Source organism: Leucobacter tenebrionis, from assembly GCF_019884725.1.
Classification (GTDB): domain Bacteria; phylum Actinomycetota; class Actinomycetes; order Actinomycetales; family Microbacteriaceae; genus Leucobacter; species Leucobacter tenebrionis.
The window spans coordinates 750,263-773,991 of sequence record NZ_CP082322.1; the positions used below are offsets into that span (position 1 = coordinate 750,263).

Below are 23,729 nucleotides of genomic sequence, written 5' to 3' on the forward strand. Positions count from 1 at the left end.
TCGGGATGGCGGATCGGCCGGACTCCCCTACCCGATGAGGCTGGGCTGCAGGTCCCGCAGCGTGCGCGACCGCATCATCCGCGCCACCCCGAGCGCCGCGAGCAGCACCGCCGCCACCAGGAAGAGCGCGAGCTTCACCGCGTCGGTCCCCGCGTGACCGAGGTCGCCGCCGTACATCAGCTGCCGCAACCCGTCCACCGCGAATGACATCGGCAGGTAGTGGTGCAGCGCCGCGAGCGGCGCTGGCAGCGTCTGCCACGGGAAGGTGCCTCCGGCGGTCACGAGCTGCACGACCATGAGCACGAGCCCGAGGAACTGGCCCACGCTGCCGAGCCACACGTTGAGCGCCAGGATGATCGCGGCGAAGGTCGCGGAGGCGAGCGCCATGAGCCCGTAGGCCGGCAGCGGGTGCGTGACCTGGAACCCGAGCGACCCTGCCACGATCCCGAACAGGGCCAGCATCTGCACCGCTCCGAGCAGAGCGGGCGTCGCCCATCCCGCGACCGCGACCCGCACGGGCGCGTGCAGCGCCGTCACCGCGCGCCTCGACACGGGCTTCAGAATCAGGAAGAGCGCGTAGATGCCGATCCAGGCAGCGAGGCTGACGAAGAAGGGGGCGAGCCCCGCGCCGTATGTCCCTGCGGAGGTCACCTTCTCGGTGCGCAGGTCCACGGGATCCGAGATGTTCGCGGCCTGACGGCCGCGCAGCTCGTCGCTGCTGTCGGGGATCCGTTCGACGCCCTCAGCGAGCCCGTCGCGCAGCTGCCCGGTGCCGGCCACCAGAGGTGCCAGCCCGTCGTCGAGGGCGTGCGCCCCCGTGGCGAGATCACCGAGGCCGGCATCGAGCTGCGCCGCGCCGTCGGCGGCGGTTGCGATGCCGGCGGCCAGCTGCGGACTCGCATCGGCGAGCGCCCGCGACCCGTCCGCGACCTGACGCGCGCCGGCGGCGAGTGTGTCGAGCTGCGCGCTCGTGCTCTGCACCCGACTGTTCGCGTCGTCGAGCGCGCCGCCGACGCCGTCCAGCCGATCCGCTACCGCGAACACCACCTCGGGGGCCACTCCGGCCGCGCTGAGGTCGTTCAGAATCGCGTCCCTGTCGGAACTGAGCCGGTCGCGCGCCTGCTGGCTCGCCCCCGCCACTTCGCGTCCGAGCTGCGCGACCTGTTCGTTGCCCGCGGCCACCTGGGCGGCGCCGCCGGCGAGCTGCTCGGTTTGGGAGGGCAGCTGAGCCGTCGCGTCTCGCAGCGTCGCGAGACCTCCCGAGAGCTCGGTCGAGCCCGCGTGAGCCTGGTCGGCGCCGAGCGCCAGCTGATGCGCTCCGTCCTGCGCCTGCCCGGCTCCGTCGACCAGCTTCGAGGCGCCGTCGCGGGCCTGCACCGTGGAGACCCGGATCTCCGCGATACCGTCGAGCATCGCGCGCGCAGCCTCCTTGTTCACCGAGCGCACGACCTGCTCGCGGATCTGCTTCACCGCCTGCTCGCCGATGGTCGAGGCGAGATAGCTGTTGGCGTCGTTCGTGGTGAGGAGCACCTCTGCACGGTGCGGATCGTCGCCGCGGGAGGATTCGAGCGCCTCGGTGAAGTTCTTCGGAAGCGTGACCGAGAAGTCGTAGGCGCCGTCTTCGACGCCGCGCTCGGCGTCTCGGGCCGAGACCCGGTTCCAGTCGAAACTGCCATCTTCGATGAGGTTCTTCGCGACCTCATCACCGATGGAACGGCGGGCGTCGCCGTGCTGCACGCCTTCGTCGGCCACGACGAGGGCGACCGGCACCTGATCGAGCTTGGCGTAGGGATCCTGATTCGCCCACAGATAGAGGCCGCCGTAGAGCAGAGGCACGCACATCAGGGCGACGAAGGCGAGGCGGGCCATGGGCGTCGCCCACAGCCGGGAGAACTCGGACCGGATCATCTGCAGGATCTTCACGAGAGCTCCTCCCCCTGTGCGTGCGCGGGGTGCTCGGCGTCGAGCCTCGCCACCTCGCCGGTACCCCACCCGCCGGGAGCGGCTGCGATGGCGGCTCTGGCCGCGAGGCCCGCGATCACCAGGATCGCAGCGCCGCGCTCGGCGAGCTCGCACGCGATCTCCCACCACTCAGCGGGATCGCCGCCGTGCCTGTCGGGCGAGACGAGCACGAGCCCCTCCGTCCCGGGACGCTCGAGCGCGAGCTCGCACAGCGCACGCACGCGCGCTCCGGGTGCGAGATCCGCCATCGGCGTGCGGGCCCGCTCGGCGATGGCCAACCGCTCCAGCTCGCGCCGCACCGAGACCGGGCCGCGGGAGCGCCCCGCGAACATCAGCTCCTCCGCGACGACATCTGCGAGGCGCACGTCACCGTGCGGCTCGCTCACATCGGGTGCGTCGACGAGCGCGAGCCGCCGCCGCAGCGCACGCGCGTCGGGTACGCCGTCGATCGTCACCTCTCCCGTGTCGGGCCGCATGCGGCCCGTGACGATGAGGCCGAGCACCGTAGGCCGCTGCGCCGTCTCGACACCGGCGAACACCGCGGTGCCCGACGAGAGGTGGACGCTGGTCGACGGGAGCGCTCGCCCTCCGGGGCCCTTACTCACCGAACTGGCACGCACCCGCACTCGACTCCCCCTTCGCCTTCATCGCGACCGCGACTAGCGGCGGCCGCACTCTTCAGCACCCCGCCCGTCCCCGTCCTGTGGGGAGGGCAGGCGCACCGCCCCTACGCGGTCCCCTGTCCGATCAGAAGTCGTCGATGACGATCTTCTTCATCTTCATCATGTTCGCGTAGGCATTCGGCCGCGCCATCAGTTCGCCCATATTCGCCGGGACGATCTGCCAGCTCACGCCGAAGCGATCCGCCAACCACCCGCACTGCTCGGCCTCCGGAACCGCTGAGAGGGCATCCCACAGCTTATCGATCTCGGCCTGATCGGCGCACTGCACCTCGAGCGAGATGCCGCAGGTGAAGGAGAAGGACTGCTCCACGCCGGAATCCATGACCGCGAACCACTGCTCGCCGATCCTGAACTCGCCGAACATCAGCGCATCCGGCGTCGCCGGCCCGGTCTGCACCCCGTATGGGAAACGCGCCCCGGGCTCGGCGTCTTCGAACACCGAAGTGTAGAAATCGATGGCCTCTCCGGCACGATTCTGCGCCGACCCGCCGAACATCAGGGACGGCACGATGAACGGTCTCGGGTCGCCCTTGGGGTCGGTGAGCATGAGCTGCCAGCTCACGCCGAAGCGATCCTGCACCCAGCCGTAGCGCCTGCTGAAGGGGTACTCGCCGAGCGCCATGAGCTCGGTGCCGCCGTCGGACAGGCCGCGCCACAGCAGGTCGAGACGCGCCCGCGCCGCTTCCTCACCGCCCTCGAACATGAGGGGGTCGAAGTTGATCATGAACGAGATCGAGGGGTTCGGAGAGAACTCGTCGCCCGCGTTGATGAGCGTGAACCTCGTCGAGTCGCCTCCCCTCGGGTCGGGGATCTGCACCGTCACGGTGAGCGGCTCGCCCGCGAGTTCTCTCTGGAAGTCGAGCAGACCCTCGCTCGGATACCGCGCTTCGACGACGGAGCTCGCGCCGGGAAAGACCTCGGCGTAGTAGGCTCCCGCCTGCTCCGCGTTGCCTCGGCACCAGACGTTGGGGATGATCTTCTGCACTGACATGGCCGCCTCCTCAGGGGTGTTGGTCTCAGTATCCTCGCGACCACCGACACGCACAACGGCACCGTCCTGCGCCGAGGTCCTCATTCCCAGAGGAACCCGAGGGCTGCGTCCCCGCCTGCCGCCGATGTAGACCTCTCGCACCGGTGCAGATCTCTGGCACAGTCCGAGAGGTCTACATCGGTGCGAGAGGTCTACAGTGGCGAACGGCCCGTCTGCCTCGGGTGGGAGGTCCTCTCGTGGCACGACCCTGAGCCTCGATGCAGGAGCGCGGAGAGCCGTGAGAGGATCAGTCCATGACCTCCACGGTTCGCTCCATCCAGGTCGCGCTCTCAGTAATCGGTACGGTCGGAGCAGCGACGCTGCTCTCCGGTTGCACGAACACGGAGCAGTACTGCACCGCCGTGGGGCATCCCCAGACACTGCTCATCGCCGTCGAGGGCGATGAGGCCGCGAGCAACCGGGTGACGCAACTGCTGGTCTGCGGTCGGGCCGGCTGCGACGTTCAGTCAGTCGAAGCCGCCCATGTCGAGGGTGACGACACACGCTGGACGGCTCCGCTCTCATACTTCGAAGAGCCCCTGCGCGTTCGAGCCCTCGACGCGGGCGGAGAGATCATGGCCGAGATCAGGGTCACACCGGCGTGGCAGCGCACCGGAGGCACCGAGGAGTGCGGTGGCCCCTCGACAGCCGAGGTCGCCGTTCGGCTGTAGCCGGGGCCGGGCCGCTCCGCGACCGGCCCGGCCCCGGCTACTCCCGCAGCTTCGCACCGAACGCGAGCTCGGCCGCCGCCACACCGGCGAGCTTCGCCTCGCTCGCCTCCTCGGCCTTGAGCGTACGATCCGGTGCGCGGAAGCGGAGCGCGAACGTGACCGCCTTCTGCCCCTCCTCGATGCCCGTTCCGCGGTAGTCGTCGACCACTCGCGCGTCCTCGAGCAGATCACCGGCGCCGGCGACCACCACGGCGAGCAGGTCGCCGGCCGGCACCTCCTCGCCGATCACGAGGGTGAGGTCCTGCGTGGCCGCGGGGTAGGTCGAGAGCGGAGAGGTCTCCGGCTCGCGCGGGGCAAGCTCGATGATGCGCCCCAGATCGAGCTCGAAGGCCGCCACCCGACCGGGCAGGTGGTACTCGGCCACGAGCTCGGGCAGCAGCTCGCCGGCCACGCCGACGACCTCGAGGCCGCCCTCGTCGCCGTCGGTGTCATCCGCGACGCGGATCGCGAGCTCGGCCGTGCGGCCGGGGTGGAAGGCCCGATGCGAGCCCTGCGAGACGACGAGTTCGGCGGACAGCGCTCCGGCGATCGTGCGGGCGGCGTCGAGGGCATCCGCCCAGTCGTAGGCCCGCACCGTCTCGCCCGGCTGCTTCACGACGGCGTCGCCGAGCAGCAGGCCCGCGGCGCGGCGCGGCTGCTTCGGGATCGAGGCGTCCAGCTCCGCGAGCACCTCGTCCGAGGGACGCTCGGCGAGGGGCGGCACCGAGTCGGTGCCGAGAGCGGTGGCGGTCGCCTGCCCCGAGTTCGTCGGAGGCTCGAAGACCGAGCCGAACTCGACCAGTGCCAGATCGGTCATGCCGCGCGACACGTTGCGCTGCGCCGCCGTCACGAGGCCGGGCAGCAGCGAGCGGCGCAGAAACGGCGCCTCGCCGTCGAGCGGGTTCGCGAGGCGCACGGCGTCGATCTTCGGCGAGCGCTTCGCCCCGTCGGCAGCAGCTGCGGGCTCGGCAGCGGCGCCCTCCGCAGCTGCGGGCTCGACAGCAGCAGCCTCCGCTCCGGCACCGAAGGCGTCGAGCTGGGCGCGGGAGACGAACGGGTAGCTCTGCACCTCGTCGAGGCCCGCGGCGGTCGCCACGTCGGCGGCGCGGCGGCGCAGGCGCTGCTCGCGGGTGAGACCGCGACCGGCCGGGGCGACGGGCAGCAGCGAGGGGATGCGGTCGTATCCGACGATGCGCGCGACCTCCTCGATCAGGTCGGCCGGCCGGGTGAGATCGGAGCGCCAGCTCGGCGGCGTGACGAAGAGCAGATCGGGATCGCCGGCGGTTCCGAGCGAGATCGTGCAGCCGATCATCTCGATGGCGCCCCGGATCTCCTCGTCGCTGTAATCGGTGCCGAGCAGCCCGTTCACCCGCGACGTGTGCAGGCGCACCACGGGGGCCTGCCAGTCGGGCACGATGTCGCTGCCGAGTTCGTCGGCCGTGCCGCCCGCGAGCTCGACCAGCAGGTCGACCATGCGCTGCGCGGCGGCGCGGGCGACGAGCGGATCCACACCGCGCTCGAAGCGCTTCGAGGCCTCGCTCGGCAGCTTGTGACGGCGTGCCGTGCGGGCGATCGACACCGGGTCGAACGTCGCCGCCTCGATGAGCACGTCGGTCGTGCTCTCGTCGGCCTTGGTCGACTCGCCGCCCATCACGCCCGCGAGCCCGATGGGGCCCGAGTCGTCGGTGATGAGCAAGTCCTCGGGGTGCAGCTTGCGCTCCTGTCCGTCGAGGGTGACGAGCGTCTCCCCCTCGACCGCGCGGCGCACGGTGATGCCGCCCTGCAGCTTGGCGAGGTCGTAGGCGTGCAGCGGGTTGCCGAGCTCGAGCATGACGTAGTTCGAGATGTCGACCTCGAGCGACAGCGAGCGGATGCCCGCGAGCTGCAGACGGGCCACCATCCACGCGGGCGTCGGGCGGGACTGGTCGATCCCGCGCACGACGCGGGTCACGAAACCGGTCGCGCCGACCCGGCCGCGGATCGGGGCCTCATCGGAGATCGTGACCGGGAAGCCCGACGCCGCGGCGGGTTCGCGGGAGAAGGCCGGATCCGAGAACTCTGCCCCGGTCGAGTGCGCGTACTCGCGCGCGACACCGCGGATCGAGAAGGCGTAGCCGCGATCCGGGGTCACGTTGATCTCGACCGCGGTCTGGTCGAGCCCCAGCAGCGCCTTCGCGTCGCTGCCGACCTCAAGCTCGGGCGAGTCGGGATCGAACCCGAGCCGCGAGAGCACGATGATGCCGTCGTGGTCCTCACCGAGCGAGAGCTCTCGCGCCGAAGCGATCATGCCGTCGGAGACGTGGCCGTACGTCTTGCGCGCGGCGATCTCGAAACCGCCGGGCAGGACGGCGCCGGGAAGCGTCACCACGACCTTGTCGCCGGCGTCGAAGTTGTGGGCGCCGCAGACGATCCCGCGCACGTCCTCGCCACCGTCGGCGGCGCGCTCGCCCGGCAGAGCGACCCGCACCTGGCACCAGTTGACGGTCTTACCGTTCGAGTGCTCCTCGGGCTCGCGCGAGAGCACCTCGCCGACGACCACGGGGCCGGTCACATCGAAGCGGCGGATCGACTCCTCCTCGAAGCCGACGCGCACCAGGTCGGCGTGCACCTGCTCGGGGGTCGCATCGGACGGCAGCGAGACGAACTCGCCGAGCCAGCTGAGTGGAACGCGCATTAGACCAGTCCTCCGAACTGACGGTTGAATCTCACATCGCCCTCGACCATGTCGCGCATGTCATTGAGGTCGTTGCGGAACTGCAGGGTGCGCTCGATCCCCATGCCGAACGCGAAGCCCTGGTACTCCTCGGGGTCGATCCCGGCCGCGAGCAGCACGTTGGGGTCGACCATGCCGCAACCGCCCCACTCGACCCAGCGAGCGCCGCCCTTGGCGTTCGGCTGCCACACGTCCATCTCGGCCGAGGGCTCGGTGAACGGGAAGAAGTTGGGGCGCAGACGGATCTTCGCCTCGGCGCCGAACATCTGCCGGGCGAAGTGCTCGAGGGTGCCGCGCAGGTGCGCCATCGTGAGCCCGCGATCGATCGCGAGGCCCTCGATCTGCTGGAAGACCGGGGTGTGCGTGGCGTCGAGCTCGTCGGTGCGGTAGACCCGACCGGGAGCGACGACGTAAACGGGCAGCTCGCGCTCGAGGAGGGCGCGGATCTGCACGGGCGAGGTGTGGGTGCGCAGCAGCAGGTGCCGGTCGGCCGGCTCGACGAAGAAGGTGTCCTGCATGGCGCGGGCGGGGTGGTCGGGATCGAAGCCGAGCGCGTCGAAGTTGAACCACTCGTGCTCGATCTCGGGCCCCTCCGCGATCTCCCACCCCATGCCGATGAAGATGTCGGAGGCCTCGTCCTGCAGCTGGGCGAGCGGGTGACGCGTGCCCGTGCGGCGACGCACGGGGGCCGCGGTGACATCGACGGTCTCGGCGGCGAGCCTCTCGGCGGCCTCCTGCTGGGCGAGCTCGGCCTCGCGCCCCTTGTAGGCGCCCTCGATGCGGCCGCGGGCCTGACCCATCAGCTTGCCGGTCGCGGCCTTCTCGTCCTTGGGCACCTGGCGCATGAGCGCGTTGAGCCTGGCGATCGCCGAGGCCTCGCCGGAGTGCTCGGTGCGGGCGGCCTTGAGCTCGGCGAGGGAGCCGACCGCGGCGAAGGCGGCGAGCGCCGCGTCGACGGCGGCGTCGGCCGCCTGCTGGGTGATCGGGTTGGCGGACTCGGGCTGCTGGGCCCCGCCCGCCTCTGCGGGGTTCGTTTCACTCGCTGACACGAGGCACCATTCTACCGGTTCGCCGAGCCGCCGCTCCCACTCGGGCGGCTTCGCGCCCCGGCCCCGCCGAGTCCGCATCCAGCGGCGGGAGGTAGACTGGCCGTCATGCAGGGAACGCGGCAGATCGAGCGCCCCCTTCGAGACGTCTCGATGGCTCGCGCCCGAACGAGTCGCACGAGATCGGCGGGATCGCGCCGCTCCCCCATGAGTCGGAGCACGCGCACCGCGCGCGGAGCAGCAGGGTCTTTCGCGGCGACGCTCCTCGCCGCCGCCTCCCACGGGATCGCGGGCGGCACGATCACCTGGCCCGCCGTGGCCGTGACGGCGATCCTCGCCCTTCCCCTCTGCACCGCGCTCGCCGGTCGCGTCGCGTCCCTCTGGCGACTCGCGACGGCCGTGGGGACCGCCCAGTTCCTCTATCACTGGATCTTCGCGGGCGTCGACGTCGTCAGTACTGCCCCGCAGGGCCCGCCCGCTCCGGCGCACGCGACGCACCTCGCGGCGCTGCAGGGCTTCGCGCCGGATCTCGCCTCGGCGGCGTCGGCCGACACGGCGATGTGGATCGGCCACGCGGTCGCCGCTGTGCTCACCGTCGCGCTGCTGCACCGCGGCGAGCGCGCCTGCCTCGCACTCGCCAACCTCGTGCGGCGCGCGCTGCCGTGGGCGCGCCCCCGGCCCGTCGCGGTGTCGTCACGACGCCCGGCGATCCGCCCCCTCGTCTTCCGCGCCCCGCTGCGCGCGCGATTCCTCGCCCGTTCCGCGATCAGTCACCGCGGGCCTCCCGCGGCGTCTTTCTCCGCATAGGGATCGCGCCTCACGGCGCATCCTTTCCCTCACCGCAGTTCGCCCGGCTCACCCGCCGCGCACCGAAGGCGCGCGCTCGAACGTGCGCCGGGCCGCACGAGAAAGACCACTGATGCACCCCACTACGAATCCCACCCATCGCAGCTTCGCATCGAAGCGCAGCCGTATCGCCGCCCTCGGCCTCACCGCCCTCGCGACGCTCGGGCTGTCCCTCGGCGTCGCCTCCCCCGCCCTCGCCCACGACGAGCTCGTCGATCGCAGCGTCGTCGCCGACGCGCAGACCGGTTCGGCGGACGCGATCCGTCTCTCCTTCAACAACAGCATCATCGAGGTCGGCACCGAGATCGTCGTGACCTCGGCCGACGGCGCCGACGTCACGGACGGCACCCCGGAGGTCTCGGGCCCCGACGTCACCCAGCAGCTGGCCTCGGATCTGCCGGAGGGCGACTACGACATCGCCTGGCGGGTCGTGTCGAGCGACGGCCACCCGATCGAGGGCGGCTTCGTGCTGCAGCTCGGCGCGCCCGGACCGACCCAGGCCGAAGACGCCGCGATCGTCGAGACCGACGGTTCTGCCGAACCGGTCTCCGGTGCCGACGAGAGCAGCGCCGACGAAACAGCCGCCGAGGAAGCTTCCCCCGCCGCCGGGGGCGCCTGGACCGCGATCCTCATCGGCGTCGGTGGCGTCGCCGTGATCCTCGCGGCGCTGGCCCTCATGGCCCGCAAGCGCCGCGCACTCGGAACCGGCTCGGAGGGGGATGCACGATGAACGGCAAGCGATCCGCCCTCGCCCTCGCACCGCTCGCCGCCCTCGCGCTGACCGCCCCGCTGCTCGCGGGATGCTCGACGGGTGCCACCGAAGATGCCTCAAGCGGCTCTCCCGCGCCCGGCGCAGTCCAGGCCGACGGCGCGTCGAGCATCGCGCTCGTCGACGGCTGGGCGAAGGCCGGCGACACCGGGGGCATGACCGGCGTCTTCGGCAGCCTCGAGAACCACGGTGACGAGGATCGCGTGATCGTGTCGGTCGAGAGCGAGGCCGCCGGCAGCGCCGAACTGCACGAGGTGACCTCCTCCGGCGTGATGCAGGAGATCCCGGGCGAGGTCGTCGTGCCGGCCGGCGGTTCCATCGAGTTCGCACCCGGCGCCGACCACATCATGCTCATGGACCTCGCGCACGAACTGCTCGCGGGCGACGAGGTGCCGATCACCGTCGCGTTCGACGACGGCGCCGAGGCGTCCTTCTCGGTGCTCGTGAAGGACTACGCCGGCGCCAATGAGAACTACGGCGATCAGGATCCCGGCGAGCACGGCGCGGATGAGCACGGTGCCGACCAGCACAGTGCCGACCAGCACGCCGAGCATGGCGGGCACTGAGCCGGAGCCGCGCACCGCACCCGCCGAATCCGACGCCGCGCCGAAGCTCGGCCGCCGCGCGCTGCTCACGGGCGGCGCGCTGGGGGCCGGGCTCGGCGCGGTGCTCGGCGCGGGCGGTGCGCTCGGGATCGGGGCCGCCCGGCGGGCAGCCGATCCGCCTCCCCCGGGCGCCGCGGCCGCCGCCGAGACGGAGCCGTCGCTCGGTACCGGCGGCGAACTGCCCGGCTTCGGGGGCGAATCCCTCCCCTGCCACGGTCCGCACCAGGCCGGGATCGTCACCGTGCCGGCCGCGCACACGCTGTACGCGGCGTACCGCCTGCTCGCCGGCACCGACGCGGACGCGCTGCGGCGCATGTTCCGAGTGCTCACGGGAGACATCGAGGGGCTCACCTCGGGCGGGGCTCCGCTCGCCGATCCCGAGCCCGAGCTCGCGGCCCGGCCCGCCAGGCTCACCGTGACCGTCGGAGTCGGCCCCGACCTCGTCGAGCGCGCGGGTGCCTCGCGCCCGGCCTGGCTCGCCCCGCTGCCCGCGTTCACCCGTGATCGGCTGAGCGGAGATTTCGACGGCGGCGACCTGCTGATCATCGTCGAGTCCGACGACCTGATCCCGATCTCGCACGCCGCGCGCATGCTCGACCGCGACCTGGCCGGTTTCGTCGAGCCGCTGTGGCGGCAGCGCGGCTTCCGACGGGCGCGCGGTTCGGAGGGCGACGGCACGACCATGCGCAATCTCATGGGTCAGGTCGACGGCACGGTGAACCCGTCGCCCGCCGAGCCCGACTTCGATGCGCTGGTGTGGCTCGGGTCGGAGGCCGGCTGGCTGGCGGGAGGCAGCGCACTCGTGCTGCGACGCATCCGCATGGAGCTCGACACCTGGGACGAGGTGGATCGGCCCGGCCGCGAGCAGGCGGTCGGTCGCAGGCTCTCCGACGGGGCACCGCTGTCGGCACCGCCGCCCCCGGGTGACGGCGGTGAGCACACCCCGGCCGATTTCGATGCGAAGGACGCGCGCGGCCTCAGCATGATCCCGCTGGCGGCGCACATCCGGCGCGCGCACTCGACCGACCCTGCCGAGCGGATCTTCCGCCGCGCGGCCAACTACGACGACGGGAGCGAGGCCGGCCTGCTGTTCGCGTGCTACCAGCGCGACCCGCTGGCGCAGTTCGTGCCGATCCAGCGGCGTCTCGACGAGGCCGATCTGCTCAATGAGTGGATCACCCACGTGGGATCGGCGGTGTTCGCGATCCTGCCGGGGTTCCGGCCCGGCGAGAGGATCGGCGCGAGCCTGCTCCCCTAGCCTCGACGCTACTGCACGGGAAGCGCGGTGATCGGCTGCGTCGCATACGCGAGATAGCCGCAGGCGGTCACCGCGATCCCGGCGGCGAGCAGGCAGGCCGCGATCAGCGCGGTCGGAAGGAGTACGGCGGGCCGGTGCAGGAGCTGAAGGAGCTTCATGTTCCCATCGTCGCGAAGGGGCGCTCGACGCGCATCGGCCCGGGGTACCCTCCGCGTGGTACCACGGCATCATCCGCGGGTAGCCTTCCCCGACCCGCGGAGCACCCATCCCCGAGTCCGAGGGAGCCCGCGACTCGCAAGCGTCTCAAGCATCTGAGCGCGAGCGGCGGATCGTGTCAACGGTGTCGGCCTGGGTGCTGCCGTCGACACTGTCTTTCACCGTCAGTTCCGGAGGCGCTCTCGACGGCGAGAAGCGGTCTCGGCGGCGAGAGGCGGTCTGGGCGGCGAAACGCTTCGCGTTTCGCCCTATGCGCGCCTGCCGCCGTGTGCGGCACCGCAGCTCGCGGCGAAACGCTTCGTGTTTCGCCCTATGCTCGCTGCGCAAACGCCGTGGCGTAGAGCAGCACGCTCGCGGCAGTGGCAAGATTCAGCGATTCGGCCGCGCCGTAGATGGGGAGCTTGAGCGAGCGGTCGGTCAGGGCACGATCCGCCTCGCTCAGGCCGCGCGCCTCGTTGCCGAACACCCAGGCGACCCGGCCCCCCAGCGTCCCCTCGGCCTGCGCGACCGGCAGCTCGTCACCGCGAACGTCGGCCGCGAGCGTCGTGAGGCCTGCGGTACTCGCCGCGCCCACCGCCGCCGCCAGGGTCGGCGCCACGACGACCGGCAGGTGGAACAGCGACCCCGTGGTCGACCGCACCACCTTCGGGTGGAACGGGTCGATGCTCTCACCCGCGAAGATCACGGCATCGGCCCCGGCCGCGTCGGCCGCACGCAGCACCGTCCCCGCGTTGCCGGGATCCCGAACCTCGTGCAGAATCGCCACGAGCCGCGCAACCTGCAGCGCCTCGGCGAGATCCGCCTCCCAGACGCGCGCGATGGCCACCACACCCTGCGGGTTCACCGTCTCGCCGAGCGCCGCGATGACCTCGTCCGTGGCCCGCTCGATTCGCACTCCCGCCTCGGAGGCGAGCCGGTCGACCTCGTGCTGCCAGGGCTCGTTGCCCATCGAGGCGTATACGACCTCGGCGAGCTCGGGCCGGTGCGCCAGAAGCTCGCGCACCGACTGAGGCCCCTCGACCAGGAAGCGGCCCTGCTCCTGCCGCTCCTTCTTGCGGGCGAGGGCAGCGGCGCGCCTGACACGGGGGGCCTTGGGGTTGCTGAGGATCGCATCGTTCACCCGTCCACACTACCCGCCCGCCGTCTGCTGGGCTTCGGCAGTGTGGCGGCGCGGCCTGCCCCCACCTGATCGAGATAACCCGTGCGGCCCTTCTCCGGCGGTTTCGTGGGCAATAGGCGTCATCTCGACGACGATCCAGGGCGCCGTCGGATCCACAGCGGCACGGCGGCACGACTGCCGGCGGCGCGGCACCCGCAGAAACAGCAGCACCCCGCCACCATTACCGGTGACGGGGTGCTGCTTGAAAGAGCGAAGCGCTTACGCGGCCTTCGGAGCCGAGGTGTCCTCGGGGAGGGCGTTCTTCGCGACCTCGACCAGCGCGGTGAACGCGGCGGGCTCGTTCACGGCGAGCTCGGCGAGCATGCGGCGATCGACCTCGACACCCGCCAGAGCGAGGCCCTGGATGAAGCGGTTGTAGGTGAGGCCGTTGGCGCGCGATGCAGCGTTGATGCGCTGGATCCACAGGCGACGGAAATCGCCCTTCTTCTTGCGACGGTCGTTGTACGCGTAGACGAGGGAGTGGGTGACCTGCTCCTTGGCCTTGCGGTACAGGCGCGAACGCTGTCCGCGGTAGCCCTCGGCGCGCTCGAGGATGACGCGACGCTTCTTGTGGGCGTTGACGGCCCGCTTGACTCTAGCCATTTCTATTCTTCCTTACGAAAAGTCTGGGGTGTTGACGGGCCGGATCAGTGGCCGAGGAGCTTCATGGCCTGCTTGGCGTCGCCCTTGGCGAGCACCTGCTCGGCGTTCAGACGGCGCTTGCGCTTCGAGGCCTTGACCTCGAGGTTGTGGCGCATGCCGGCCTGCTGCTTCATCAGCTTGCCGGAGCCGGTGAGCTTGAAGCGCTTCTTGGCCCCCGAGTGGGTCTTCTGCTTGGGCATCGATTTCTCCTTGTTGTGTGCGCGCCGTGAACGGCTGCATATTGCACGGGGCAGCTGCGCGAGGCAGTGCGCCGTAGATTACTCGCCGGCGGGGGCGGAGCCTGCCGCCTTGTCCGCCTTGCGGCTGGCCTTCTCCTCGGCGCGACGAGCGTTCAGCTCGGCCTTCGCCTCGGACTTGTTCTTGATCGGCGAGATCACCATCACCATGTTGCGACCGTCGATCCGGGGACGCGACTCCACGGTGCCGAACTCCGCGATGTCCTCGGCGAACTGCTGCAGCAGACGCACGCCCATCTCGGGACGCGACTGCTCGCGGCCGCGGAACAGGATCATCGCCTTCACCTTGTCGCCCTGCGACAGGAAGCCGATCGCACGCTTCGTCTTGGTCTCGTAGTCGTGCTTGTCGATCTTCAGACGGAACCGGACCTCCTTGAGGATCGTGTTCGCCTGGTTACGACGGGCTTCCTTCTGCTTCTGAGCCGCCTCGTACTTGAACTTGCCGAAGTCCATGATCTTCGCCACGGGAGGCTTCGAGTTCGGGGCGACCTCAACGAGATCGAGATCGGCGTCGGCCGCCAGGCGCAGCGCAGTCTCGATCGGGACGACCCCGACCTGCTCGCCACTGGGTCCTACCAGTCGCACCTCGGGGACGCGGATTCTGTCATTCGTACGGGGATCGCTGATCGCCGGCTCCTCTGATCTCAAGTGATGGGCGCTTCTGAGCGAAGCGACGGAGAGAGATCAGGGCCGCGCACGCGCCGCCCGCACCCTTATGAGCTGCCGCGAACGGCGGGGTGCCAACTACCCGGTAACCTTGAAGGCGGTGCCGGGTGGGAGAATCTCCTCTTCCGCATCTCGGCATGTTGCCGAGAACCACAGGCAAGTTTAGCACAGATATCCCCCAGACAGTCAGGACAGCATGAGCGAGAACCCGCAGCACGACGCATCGATCCACGAGTCGGAGGCGCTGGCCCCGACTCAGGCGGCTCGCGACATCGCCGAGGTGCCGGCCGTCGAGGTCATCACCGCGGCGGCGGTGAACCTGCTCAGCGCAGCCGCGATCAAGTGCGGCCTCGCCGACGATCCCGAGAACGAGACCGACCTCGACGAAGCCCGCAAGCTCATCAACGCCCTCGCCGGGCTCATCACCGCCGGCGCACCCGAGATCAGCGACTCCCACGCCCGCCCCCTGCGCGACGGACTGCGCTCGGTGCAGCTGGCGTTCCGCGAGGCCTCGGCGATCCCCGACGCCCCGGGCGCCGGCCCTGGCGAGAAGTACACGGGTTCGGTGATCTGACCCCGGTGACGGCGGAGGCGCGGAAGGGGCTCGTAGACTCGCTCGGCGTCGGGCTCGGGATCTTCCCGCTCGGCGTGGCGCTCGGGCTGCTCGTGGTGCAGGCGGGGCTCCCCTGGTGGCTCGCACCCGCGCTCTCGATCGGCATCTTCGCGGGCTCCGTCGAACTGCTCATGGTGAGCATGCTCGCCGCGGCGACGCCGCTGATCACCATCGCGGCCACGGTCTTCGCCCTGAACTTCAGGCACGTCTTCTACGCATTCTCCTTCCCGCTGGCTCGGGTGCGGAGCGGGCTGCCGCGCGCCTACTCGGTGTACGCGCTCATCGATGAGGCCTACGCGACCTACGCGCTCATGCCGCAGTCGAGCCTCACCTCGACGCGTATCGTCACCGGCCAGCTGGCCATGCAGGGCTACTGGGTCACGGGCGGACTCGTCGGCGTCGCGATCGCGAACGCCCTGCCCGAGCCCGTGGAGGGCTTTGAGTTCGCCCTCTACGCCCTCTTCATCGTGATGACCCTCGACGCGGCCCGGAGCCGCAGGGAGATCCCGTCGATCGTGCTGGCCGGCCTCTCCGTGACCGCGGCGATCCTCATCGCCCCGAACTCCGCACTGCTCGTCGCGCTCATCATCTTCACCGCGCTGCTCGTCGTGCGGCACCTGCTCGTCCGACGCGCCGCAGGAGCGACGGGGGACGACGATGACTGACGTATCCGTCTGGTACCTGATCTCCGCGATCGCGATCGGCGGTATCATCACCCTCGGCCTGCGCGCGATCCCGTTCGCGGTGCTCAAACCGCTGCGCAAGTCGAAACTCGTACAGCGGCTCGGCAGGTGGATGCCCGCCGGCCTGCTGCTGATCCTGGTCGTCGTCGTACTGCGCGAAGAGATCATCGCCCGCCCCGGCAAGCTGTGGGCGATCGCAGCGGCTTCCGCGGTGACCGTGATCGTGCACCTGCTCGGCCGCCGGCGCGCCCTGATCAGCATCGCGGCCGGCACCGCCTGCTACGTGCTGCTGCTCAACATGTTCTGAGCCCGTGCTCCCATTCCCCTCGCGAGACGCAGGGAACGGGAGCACGGGCTCGATGAGCGGGAGTACCCGCTCCGACCGGAGTCACGTGTCCCGGATCGGAGGCAGGTCGTAGACCTCCTCGGAGGCGGGGTCGTCTCCGCCCGCCGGGTACTGCGCGATCTCGGGGCGGCGGCCCAGGAAGATCGCGCTGACGATGAGGCCTCCCCAGACCACCACGGCGGAGAGCACCAGGAACACGATCGCGATGGGGGTCATCGCGCACCTCCCTCGATATCGGCGGGCCGACCGGAACGGGCCGTCTCGGACGCCGCCGGCTTCCCGGAGGAATCGAGCGGCGGCCACGGCGTGAATCGATCCGGCGCGAACTTCCACGGCAGCGCCGTGAGCACGATGGACCCCACGATCATGACGAGCACCGATCCCCAGCCCACGAACAGCAGATAGGTCGTGTCGTAGTCCCCGTACGGGTTGTTGATCAGGTCGATGATCGTGGCGATGAGCATGTAGCCGAGGACCACCGGGCCGAGCACCGAGACGAGGAACAACCAGGTGCGACCGACCTTGAAGGTCGACAGGGCGCTGAGGTGCCCGCTCAATTCGCGCCCGGCTCGCCTGATCCAGAGCACCGTGATGCTCATCACCACGGCCGAGGCGACGATGCCGATATTGTTCGCCCAGTTGTCGATCGTATCGAGCGCGACGAGCCCCGACGTCGTGCCGAAGAGCAGGATCGAGATCACCGCGAGTACGCCGCCGAGGCCGTAGGCCGCCGTCTTGCGGCCGATCCCGAACTTGTCGATCACACCGGCGAAGACGACCTCGAGGATCGAGATGAGCGACGTGAGCGCCGCGAGTGTGAGCGACCCGAAGAACAGCGCCCCGAAGAACGGTCCGCCGGGCATCTCGGCGACGATCGCCGGGAAGGTCATGAACGCGAGCCCGACTCCGGTCAGCCCCTCGAGCTCGTCGATGCCGATGCCCTGCTGGAAGGCGAAGAAACCGAGCGTGGCGAACACCCCGATGCCCGCGAGGATCTCGAACGATGAGTTCGCGAAGGCGACGACGAGGCCGGGCGTCGTCATGTTCGAGCGCCGCTTGCGGTAGGAGGCGTAGGTCATCATGATGCCGAAGGCCACCGACAGCGAGAAGAAGATCTGGCTGTACGCGGCGACCCAGACCCCGGGGTCGGCGAGGGCGGCGAAATCGGGCGTGAAGAGCGCGTTGAGCCCTTCGGCGGCTCCCGGCAGGAACAGGGCGCGGATCACCAGGGCGAGGAAGCCCACGACGAGCAGCGGGATCGCGATCATGTTGATGCGCTGGACGCCGTTCACCACGCCCGCGCCCAGCACGACGAGGGTGATCACCCACATCAGCACCAGCGGGATGAGCACGCCCGGCACGAAGTCCATCGTGAAGGGCGCATCCGAGAGCTGCAGGTACTCACCGACGAAGAACCCCGTCGCGTCATCTCGCCACGGCACGTTGAACGAGAACACGAAGTAGCTCGCGGCCCACGCCAGCACCGCGGTGTAGTAGATCGCGATGAACACGCAGATCATCACCTGGAACCAGCCGATGCCCTCGCCCATCTTGCCCGCGAGCCTCCGCAATGCGAGCGGAGCCGAGCCCCGGAAGCGGTGCCCGATGGCGTAATCGAGGAAGAGGATCGGAATGCCCGCGGTCAGCAGCGCGACGATGTACGGGATCAGGAAGGCGCCGCCGCCGTTCTCGTAGGCGACGCCCGGGAAGCGCCAGATATTACCGAGACCCACCGCCGAACCGATGGCGGAGATGATGAAGCCGATCTGGCCTGTCCATTCCGCACGTGGCTGGGGCACCGCCGTTGTTGACGTGCTCGAAGTCATGAGGGCTTGCTCCTTCGCATTGAGCCGGATGTGTACGAGAGCGTAACAGGTGCCTCGGACATCCACGACCGCATCCGCGGGCGCGTCGCCACCCGCAGAACAGTGCCGAGGTCGCCGCGACGCTCCTCAGGCGGCGACGGCCCGGATGCGCAGCGAATCGACCCGCTCGGCTATGAGCTCGCTCGCGGCCCACCGCTGCTGCAGGCCGGTGACGACCTCCTGCAGTTCGTCCCTGGCGAGCCCAGAGGCGATGCGCAGCACCACGTCGGTCTCGGGGGCGAGCAGCCGCGCTTCGGGATCGCCCGGCACCAGCAGCACCTCGACCACGCGCGGGTCGCGGGCGGTCGATGCCCGGAACGCCTCGAGCACCGCCGGATCCGCCCAGGCCGGCAGACACCGCTCCCCCAGCGCCACGGCACGCAGCTGCGTGCGCCGCACACCGAACTCGCGCTCGGGGCTGCCGGGGTCCACGATGATCAGGTCGGTCTCCTCCTGAGCCGCGGCGAGCGCGGCCTGCGGCCCGGGCACCGGGATCGGGCGGGCATCGGCGTGCCAGGCGCGCATCGCGGTGACTGAGCTGAACACGGGCATCACTCGCCGCCCATCGGGTGCGGCGATCGTCACGATCGACAGCTCCTGCGATTTCTCGACCGTGCGACCGTCGGGGGTGATCCCCGTGTCTCCCGCCTCGGCGAGGAGCGGGATCAGCACGCGCACGCGCGAGAGGGCGAGGATCGCGTCGGCGTTCGCCTCCGCGAGCGCGTCGGGATCCGCGTCGCCCCGGACCACCGCGCCCGCGACCTCCCGCACGGCTGACACGGCCGCGCGCAGCTCGTCCGGTGTCTCACCGTCGTCGTCGGCGAAGTCGGTGCCGTGATGCTCGAACGTGCGGCCCTCCCAGGGGAACCCTGCCGAGTCGGCGGGTCCGCCCGCGACCAGGCTCTCCGGAACACCCGTGGAGCGCGGCGCGTCGCCCGTCGAGGGGAGCTTCTTGATGGCCATGGGCTCGGTCTACGCCCGGCGGGCCCTAGCGCCCGGCCACGTCGAGAGCCGCGGGAAGCGTGAAAGCCCCGTCGTAGAGCGCCTTGCCGACGATCGCGCCCTCCACGCCGAGGGGCACGATCTCGCGCAGCGCCGCGAGATCGTCGAGGCTCGACACGCCGCCGGAGGCCACCACGGGGCGCGAGGTCCGCGCGCATACCTGTTTCAGCAGCTCGATGTTGGGGCCGCGCAGCGTGCCGTCCTTGGTGACGTCGGTCACGACGTAGCGCGCGCAGTCGGCTTCCTCGAGGCGCTCGAGCACCGTCCAGAGGTTGCCCCCGTCCTCGGTCCAGCCGCGGGCGGCGAGGGTCTCGCCGCGCACGTCGAGGCCGACGGCGATCTGCTCGCCGTAGCGGGCGATCACCGCGCGGGTCCACTCGGGGTTCTCGAGCGCGGCCGTGCCGAGGTTGACCCGGCGCGCGCCCATCTCGAGCGCGGCCTCGAGGCTCTCATCATCGCGGATGCCGCCGGAGAACTCGATGTTCACGTCGCCCGCGCGCTTGATGATCTTGCGCGCCACCGCGACGTTGCTGCCTCGGCCGAAGGCCGCGTCGAGGTCGACCAGGTGGATCCACTCGGCGCCCTGGTCGATCCAGTCGAGCGCGGCGTCGACCGGGCTGCCGTAGTTCGTCTCTGTTCCTGCTTCGCCCTGCGTGAGGCGGACCGCTTTGCCGTCGACCATGTCGATCGCGGGCAGCAGCTGCAGTTTGGGGCCCTGCGCCAGTTCACTCATGCGTACGGTTCTCCTTGATATTCGAATCAGAGGGTCGAGATCCAGTTGCGCAGCAGCTGGATGCCCGCCTCGCCGGACTTCTCGGGGTGGAACTGGGTGGCGCTCAGCGGTCCGTTCTCGACGGCCGCGATGAAGCGCTCGCCGTGCTCGGCCCAGGTGACGACCGGCCTGGTCGATTCGCCGCGCCCCTCGATCGTCCACTCGGTCGCGGCGTAGCTGTGCACGAAGTAGAAGCGCTCCTCGGCGATGCCGCGGAACAGCACCGAGTTCTCGGGCGCTTCGACCGTATTCCAGCCCATGTGGGGCAGTACGTCGGCTTCGAGCTTGCGCACGGTGCCCGGCCACTGGCCGAGCCCCTCGGTCTCGATGCCGCGCTCGACACCGCGCTCGAACATCACCTGCTCGCCGACGCAGATGCCCAGCACCGGGCGCCCCCCTGCGAGTCGGCGGTCGATGAGCTCGTCACCGCGCACCTCGCGCAGCTGCCGCATCACGGCGTCGAACGCCCCCACCCCCGGCACGAGCAGCCCGTCGGCCTCGGCGACCGCGCGCGGGTCGCGGGTCAGCTCGACCTCGGCGCCCGCCTTCGCGAGCGCCTTCACCGCCGAGTGGACGTTGCCGGAGCCGTAGTCGAGCACGACGACGCGCTTCCTGCCACCTCCCGAGGGTGCCGAGGGACCGGCCGCCGCGACGCCCTGGGTCACAGGGCGCCCTTGGTCGAGGGGATGCCGGCGACGAGCGGATCCAAGGCCTTCGCCTGACGCAGCGCGCGCGCGAAGGCCTTGAACTCGGCCTCGGCGATGTGGTGCGGATCCCGCCCCTCGACGAGTTTCAGGTGCACGGTGAGCCGCGCGTTCAGCACGAGCGCCTCGAAGAAGTGGCGCACCATCGACCCGGTGAAGTGGCCGCCGATGAGGTGGAACTCGTAGCCGGCCGGCTCACCCGAGTGCACGAGGTACGGACGGCCCGAGATGTCGACCACCGCCTGCGCCAAGGCTTCGTCGAGAGGCACGAGCGCGTCGCCGTAGCGGGAGATGCCGCGCTTGTCGCCGAGCGCCTCGAGAAGCGCCTGGCCGAGCAGGATGCCCGTGTCCTCGACCGTGTGGTGGACATCGATGTGCACGTCGCCCTTCGCCCTCACCGTGAGGTCGGTGAGCGAGTGCCGCGCGAGCGCCGTGAGCATGTGGTCGAAGAAGGGCACGCCGGTCTCGATGTCGGAGGCGCCGGTGCCGTCGAGGTCGAGGCTCAGGCTGATCTGCGACTCGCTCGTCGAGCGTTCGAGCGAGGCGGTGCGTGCTGCTGCGGTCATGGGCTCGATTCTATCGGGCATCCGAGCGAGCGTTCTCGGGAGTGAGGGCCGTGATCGCCTCGATGACAGCCGTGGTCTCGGCCTCCGTACCCGCTGTGATGCGTAGATGCCCCTCGATGCCGAGGTTGCGGATCAGGATGCCCTGCGCGCGCAGGGTCTCGAACACGCTGTCAGGGTCGGAGAAACCGCCGACGAGCAGGAAGTTCGCGCCCGAGGGGTGCACCTTGTAGCCGAGCCCTTCGAGTGCCGCGGCGAGGCGATCGCGCTGCTCACGGATATCGGCGACCGTCGCGAGCATCTCGGCGGAGTGGCGGATCGCCGCGGTCGCAGCCGCCTGGGTGAGCGCGGACAGGTGATAGGGCAGCCGAACGAGCCTGAGAGCGTCGATCACGGCGGGATCCGCTGCGAGGTACCCGAGGCGCACGCCCGCGAAGGCGAATGCCTTGCTCATGGTGCGCGACACGAGCAGGCGGGGGCGCCCCGGTAGCAGGGAGACCGCGCTCTCCCGCTCGGCGTCGAACTCGTGATACGCCTCGTCGACGATGAGGATGCCGTCGAACGCGTCATAGGCGGCGAGGATCACCTCGCGATCGAGCGGGGTGCCCGTGGGGTTGTTGGGGCCGCACAGGATCGCGATATCCGGGCGATGCTCGCGCAGGGCCTCCTGGACCAGGTCGGGGGTGAGTGCGTAGTCGTCCGGGCGCGGGACCGCGACCCACTCGGTGTCAGTGCCGGAGGCGAGCAGCGGGTACATGGAGTAGGTGGGAGTGAAGCTCAGCAGCGAACGACCCGGTCCGCCGAAGGCCTGCAGAATCTGCTGCAGTACCTCGTTCGAGCCGTTCGCGGCCCACAACTGGTCAGGAGTGAGCCCGTGTCCGAGGTATCCGGCGAGAGCCTCGCGCAGTTCGGCGAACTCCCGATCGGGATAGCGATTCACCCCGCGCACCGCATTCGCGAGGGACTCCACGATGTCGGCGACCACGATCTCGGGAATCGGATGCGTGTTCTCGTTGACATTCAGGCTCACCGGCACGGGATCCTGGGGCGCGCCGTAGGGCACCTTGCCGACGAGATTAGCGCGGAGAGGAAGGTCGCTCAGACTGGTCACCGAACCATTCTAGAGCCGCAGGGCCGGAGCGCCGTGGACGCGCTCTCCTGCACCTCAGGCCGCGAGCTCCTCGGACTGGAACACCGCCGGGCTGTCGGAATAGCGCAGCGGCACCGCGATCGCGTCGCCGGCCTCAATGCCGGAGCCATCGAGCTGATTGAGCTGCACGATCTCGGCGACCAGGTCTCGAGGATCGGCCTCGGGATCGAGCTCGGTCGCGAGCGACCACAGCGAAGCCCCGGGCTGCACCACGACATAGTGGAACTGCTGGTCGGAACCCTGGCCCGCAGCGCCGACCGATGCAAGCGCCTGAGGAGCCGCGAAGGTCGCGATCAACGCCAGCAGCCCCGCGAGGAGCACTGTGGCGAGGAAACCGAAGACCACACGCCCGCGACGGGTCAGACGAAGCTTCGCGCCCGTCGTACGTACCGGGTGACTCTCCTGCTGCAGAACCGCCTGTGCGCTCATGGTGGCTTCTCCGTTCTCTCCGATATTCGCGAGTAGCACGTGGGCGCGAACATCTGTTTCGAATATATCTTCGATAGATCGAGACCGCAAGCAGAGATTCGAATATATGTTTCGATCTTTTCCGCGACACTCGAACACTTGTTTGGCAGTGTTCGAGCCCAGCGGCTAGGGTTTCGATCAACGGGATCACTGAACCAGCAACCACTGACATTCATGGATCCACCCGCATCGACACCGCCCTCGGGCCTCGGAAAGGACTGCGATGAGCGACGCGCCCCCCGCCCGGAAGCCCTTGAGCGAGAAGCAGCAGGCGATCCTCGAGTGCATCGCCCGCTCCGTCGACACGCGGGGCTATCCGCCCAGCATGCGCGAGATCGGCGACGCAGTCGGCCTCTCATCGCTCTCGAGCGTCACTCATCAGCTCAGCCGCCTCGAGTTGGGCGGGTACATCCGGCGCGACCCGAACCGCCCCCGCGCGCTCGAGATCCTCGTCGAGCTCGCGAGCACGAGCGCTGCGGTCGCGGAGGCTCCCGTTCAGCAGGTGGAGGAGGCGGCCTACGTTCCACTCGTCGGGCAGATCGCGGCCGGCGTCCCGATCACAGCGGATCAGCAGGTCGAGGAGATCGTGCCGCTCCCCCGCCAGCTCGTGGGCGACGGGCAGCTCTTCATGCTCCGGGTCATCGGAGACTCGATGATCGACGCAGCCATCTGCGACGGCGACTTCGTAGTGGTGCGACAGCAGCGCGAGGCGGAGAACGGCGATATCGTGGCGGCCATGCTCGACGGCGAGGCCACCGTGAAGGTCTTCAGGCGTCGCGACGGGCACACCTGGCTGCTTCCGCGCAACAGCGCGTTCGAGCCCATTCTCGGCGACCACGCCGAGGTGCTCGGCCGCGTCGTCGCGGTCTTCCGCTCCGTATAGAAGGCCGTCACGGCTGCAGAAGTTCGCAGCGCAGAAGTTCCCAGCACGGAGGTTCGCAGCACAGAAGCTCGCCACCATCTAGAAGCTCGGTGCATCCGAGGGAGCGCCACCGAAACCG

General features: G+C 70.1%; 27 protein-coding genes. 9 read left to right on the top strand and 18 right to left on the bottom strand.

Translation table 11 applies throughout. The annotated features are described in order from the left end of the window. Positions 1 to 27: 27 nt before the first annotated feature. The 3 genes from KVY00_RS03550 to KVY00_RS03560 all read right to left on the bottom strand — a co-directional run bounded on the left by KVY00_RS03550 (position 28) and on the right by KVY00_RS03560 (position 3,636). The gene (locus KVY00_RS03550) at positions 28 to 1,923 is read right to left on the bottom strand and encodes a YhgE/Pip domain-containing protein (RefSeq protein WP_223044367.1); all 1,896 of its coding nucleotides are present in this window, start codon (positions 1,921 to 1,923) and stop codon (positions 28 to 30) included. Continuing rightward, positions 1,920 to 2,567 carry a hypothetical protein gene (locus KVY00_RS03555; protein WP_255572742.1) on the bottom strand — a complete coding sequence of 216 codons (648 nt, stop codon included), beginning with the start codon at positions 2,565 to 2,567 and terminating at the stop codon, positions 1,920 to 1,922. Before KVY00_RS03555 ends, KVY00_RS03550 begins: the two co-directional genes overlap by 4 nt. 142 nt (positions 2,568 to 2,709) lie before the next feature. Continuing rightward, a complete protein-coding gene (locus tag KVY00_RS03560) occupies positions 2,710 to 3,636 on the bottom strand; it encodes a VOC family protein (RefSeq protein ID WP_223044369.1) in 927 nt (308 codons plus the stop codon). A 293-nt stretch (positions 3,637 to 3,929) separates the two neighbouring features. On the opposite strand from KVY00_RS03560, the gene KVY00_RS03565 reads away from it, so the two are divergent. Continuing rightward, positions 3,930 to 4,346: a hypothetical protein gene (locus tag KVY00_RS03565; protein ID WP_223044370.1), complete on the top strand. Its 417-nt coding sequence runs from the start codon at positions 3,930 to 3,932 to the stop codon at positions 4,344 to 4,346. Between the two features lie 37 nt (positions 4,347 to 4,383). On the opposite strand, the gene pheT is transcribed toward KVY00_RS03565, so the two are convergent. After that, positions 4,384 to 7,059: a phenylalanine--tRNA ligase subunit beta gene (gene pheT, locus KVY00_RS03570; RefSeq protein WP_223044371.1), complete on the bottom strand. Its 2,676-nt coding sequence runs from the start codon at positions 7,057 to 7,059 to the stop codon at positions 4,384 to 4,386. Then, on the bottom strand, positions 7,059 to 8,147 hold the full coding sequence (gene pheS / locus KVY00_RS03575) for a phenylalanine--tRNA ligase subunit alpha (protein ID WP_394358268.1): 1,089 nt from the start codon (positions 8,145 to 8,147) through the stop codon (positions 7,059 to 7,061). The genes pheT and pheS overlap by 1 nt, the downstream gene beginning before the upstream one ends. A 105-nt stretch (positions 8,148 to 8,252) precedes the next feature. Here pheS and KVY00_RS03580 point away from each other — a divergent pair, with 105 nt between their 5' ends. From KVY00_RS03580 to KVY00_RS03595, 4 genes are all read left to right on the top strand, one after another. Beyond that, positions 8,253 to 8,951 (top strand): hypothetical protein, encoded by a 699-nt coding sequence (locus tag KVY00_RS03580; RefSeq protein ID WP_223044372.1) that lies wholly within the window; start codon positions 8,253 to 8,255, stop codon positions 8,949 to 8,951. 112 nt (positions 8,952 to 9,063) lie between these two features. After that, positions 9,064 to 9,720 carry a copper resistance CopC family protein gene (locus KVY00_RS03585; RefSeq protein WP_223044373.1) on the top strand — a complete coding sequence of 219 codons (657 nt, stop codon included), beginning with the start codon at positions 9,064 to 9,066 and terminating at the stop codon, positions 9,718 to 9,720. Continuing rightward, positions 9,717 to 10,325 (top strand): copper chaperone PCu(A)C, encoded by a 609-nt coding sequence (locus KVY00_RS03590; protein WP_223044374.1) that lies wholly within the window; start codon positions 9,717 to 9,719, stop codon positions 10,323 to 10,325. Before KVY00_RS03585 ends, KVY00_RS03590 begins: the two co-directional genes overlap by 4 nt. Further along, positions 10,312 to 11,622, top strand: a complete 1,311-nt coding sequence (locus KVY00_RS03595; protein ID WP_223045165.1) for a Dyp-type peroxidase — start codon at positions 10,312 to 10,314, stop codon at positions 11,620 to 11,622. Before KVY00_RS03590 ends, KVY00_RS03595 begins: the two co-directional genes overlap by 14 nt. Positions 11,623 to 11,630: 8 nt before the next feature. Here KVY00_RS03595 and KVY00_RS03600 read toward each other — a convergent pair whose 3' ends face one another. The 5 genes from KVY00_RS03600 to infC form a co-directional block, all read right to left on the bottom strand. Beyond that, positions 11,631 to 11,780: a hypothetical protein gene (locus tag KVY00_RS03600; protein WP_223044375.1), complete on the bottom strand. Its 150-nt coding sequence runs from the start codon at positions 11,778 to 11,780 to the stop codon at positions 11,631 to 11,633. 368 nt (positions 11,781 to 12,148) lie between these two features. Beyond that, complete coding sequence (locus KVY00_RS03605) at positions 12,149 to 12,958, bottom strand: TrmH family RNA methyltransferase (RefSeq protein ID WP_223044376.1); 810 nt, start codon at positions 12,956 to 12,958, stop codon at positions 12,149 to 12,151. 258 nt (positions 12,959 to 13,216) lie between these two features. After that, the gene (gene rplT, locus KVY00_RS03610; RefSeq protein WP_223044377.1) at positions 13,217 to 13,600 is read right to left on the bottom strand and encodes a 50S ribosomal protein L20; all 384 of its coding nucleotides are present in this window, start codon (positions 13,598 to 13,600) and stop codon (positions 13,217 to 13,219) included. 44 nt (positions 13,601 to 13,644) lie between these two features. Continuing rightward, entirely contained in the window at positions 13,645 to 13,839 is a 195-nt protein-coding gene (rpmI, locus tag KVY00_RS03615) for a 50S ribosomal protein L35 (protein ID WP_010156662.1), read from the bottom strand. A 78-nt stretch (positions 13,840 to 13,917) separates the two neighbouring features. After that, a complete protein-coding gene (gene infC / locus KVY00_RS03620) occupies positions 13,918 to 14,481 on the bottom strand; it encodes a translation initiation factor IF-3 (RefSeq protein WP_394358269.1) in 564 nt (187 codons plus the stop codon). A 277-nt stretch (positions 14,482 to 14,758) separates the two neighbouring features. On the opposite strand from infC, the gene KVY00_RS03625 reads away from it, so the two are divergent. The 3 genes from KVY00_RS03625 to KVY00_RS03635 are packed head-to-tail and all read left to right on the top strand — an operon-like array spanning position 14,759 to position 16,165. Then, complete coding sequence (locus tag KVY00_RS03625) at positions 14,759 to 15,136, top strand: DUF1844 domain-containing protein (RefSeq protein WP_223044378.1); 378 nt, start codon at positions 14,759 to 14,761, stop codon at positions 15,134 to 15,136. A gap of 5 nt (positions 15,137 to 15,141) precedes the next feature. Then, on the top strand, positions 15,142 to 15,840 hold the full coding sequence (locus tag KVY00_RS03630; protein ID WP_223044379.1) for an AzlC family ABC transporter permease: 699 nt from the start codon (positions 15,142 to 15,144) through the stop codon (positions 15,838 to 15,840). Further along, positions 15,833 to 16,165 carry a branched-chain amino acid transporter permease gene (locus KVY00_RS03635; protein WP_223044380.1) on the top strand — a complete coding sequence of 111 codons (333 nt, stop codon included), beginning with the start codon at positions 15,833 to 15,835 and terminating at the stop codon, positions 16,163 to 16,165. Before KVY00_RS03630 ends, KVY00_RS03635 begins: the two co-directional genes overlap by 8 nt. 81 nt (positions 16,166 to 16,246) lie before the next feature. On the opposite strand, the gene KVY00_RS03640 is transcribed toward KVY00_RS03635, so the two are convergent. The 8 genes from KVY00_RS03640 to KVY00_RS03675 all read right to left on the bottom strand — a co-directional run bounded on the left by KVY00_RS03640 (position 16,247) and on the right by KVY00_RS03675 (position 22,689). Next, on the bottom strand, positions 16,247 to 16,420 hold the full coding sequence (locus KVY00_RS03640) for a methionine/alanine import family NSS transporter small subunit (protein ID WP_223044381.1): 174 nt from the start codon (positions 16,418 to 16,420) through the stop codon (positions 16,247 to 16,249). Beyond that, the gene (locus tag KVY00_RS03645) at positions 16,417 to 18,030 is read right to left on the bottom strand and encodes a sodium-dependent transporter (protein ID WP_255572743.1); all 1,614 of its coding nucleotides are present in this window, start codon (positions 18,028 to 18,030) and stop codon (positions 16,417 to 16,419) included. The genes KVY00_RS03640 and KVY00_RS03645 overlap by 4 nt, the downstream gene beginning before the upstream one ends. A 126-nt stretch (positions 18,031 to 18,156) precedes the next feature. Continuing rightward, a complete protein-coding gene (locus KVY00_RS03650; protein WP_223044382.1) occupies positions 18,157 to 19,032 on the bottom strand; it encodes an SseB family protein in 876 nt (291 codons plus the stop codon). A 25-nt stretch (positions 19,033 to 19,057) separates the two neighbouring features. Then, the gene (gene priA, locus KVY00_RS03655; protein WP_223044383.1) at positions 19,058 to 19,804 is read right to left on the bottom strand and encodes a bifunctional 1-(5-phosphoribosyl)-5-((5-phosphoribosylamino)methylideneamino)imidazole-4-carboxamide isomerase/phosphoribosylanthranilate isomerase PriA; all 747 of its coding nucleotides are present in this window, start codon (positions 19,802 to 19,804) and stop codon (positions 19,058 to 19,060) included. Between the two features lie 26 nt (positions 19,805 to 19,830). Continuing rightward, positions 19,831 to 20,508, bottom strand: coding sequence for an imidazole glycerol phosphate synthase subunit HisH (hisH, locus tag KVY00_RS03660; protein ID WP_223044384.1), 678 nt, complete (start codon positions 20,506 to 20,508; stop codon positions 19,831 to 19,833). Further along, on the bottom strand, positions 20,505 to 21,113 hold the full coding sequence (gene hisB, locus KVY00_RS03665) for an imidazoleglycerol-phosphate dehydratase HisB (RefSeq protein ID WP_223044385.1): 609 nt from the start codon (positions 21,111 to 21,113) through the stop codon (positions 20,505 to 20,507). The genes hisH and hisB overlap by 4 nt, the downstream gene beginning before the upstream one ends. A 10-nt stretch (positions 21,114 to 21,123) precedes the next feature. Then, complete coding sequence (locus KVY00_RS03670) at positions 21,124 to 22,221, bottom strand: histidinol-phosphate transaminase (protein WP_223044386.1); 1,098 nt, start codon at positions 22,219 to 22,221, stop codon at positions 21,124 to 21,126. A 54-nt stretch (positions 22,222 to 22,275) separates the two neighbouring features. Continuing rightward, positions 22,276 to 22,689: a hypothetical protein gene (locus KVY00_RS03675; protein ID WP_223044387.1), complete on the bottom strand. Its 414-nt coding sequence runs from the start codon at positions 22,687 to 22,689 to the stop codon at positions 22,276 to 22,278. Between the two features lie 262 nt (positions 22,690 to 22,951). Here KVY00_RS03675 and lexA point away from each other — a divergent pair, with 262 nt between their 5' ends. Further along, complete coding sequence (gene lexA / locus KVY00_RS03680) at positions 22,952 to 23,611, top strand: transcriptional repressor LexA (RefSeq protein ID WP_223044388.1); 660 nt, start codon at positions 22,952 to 22,954, stop codon at positions 23,609 to 23,611. Positions 23,612 to 23,729 lie beyond the last annotated feature (118 nt).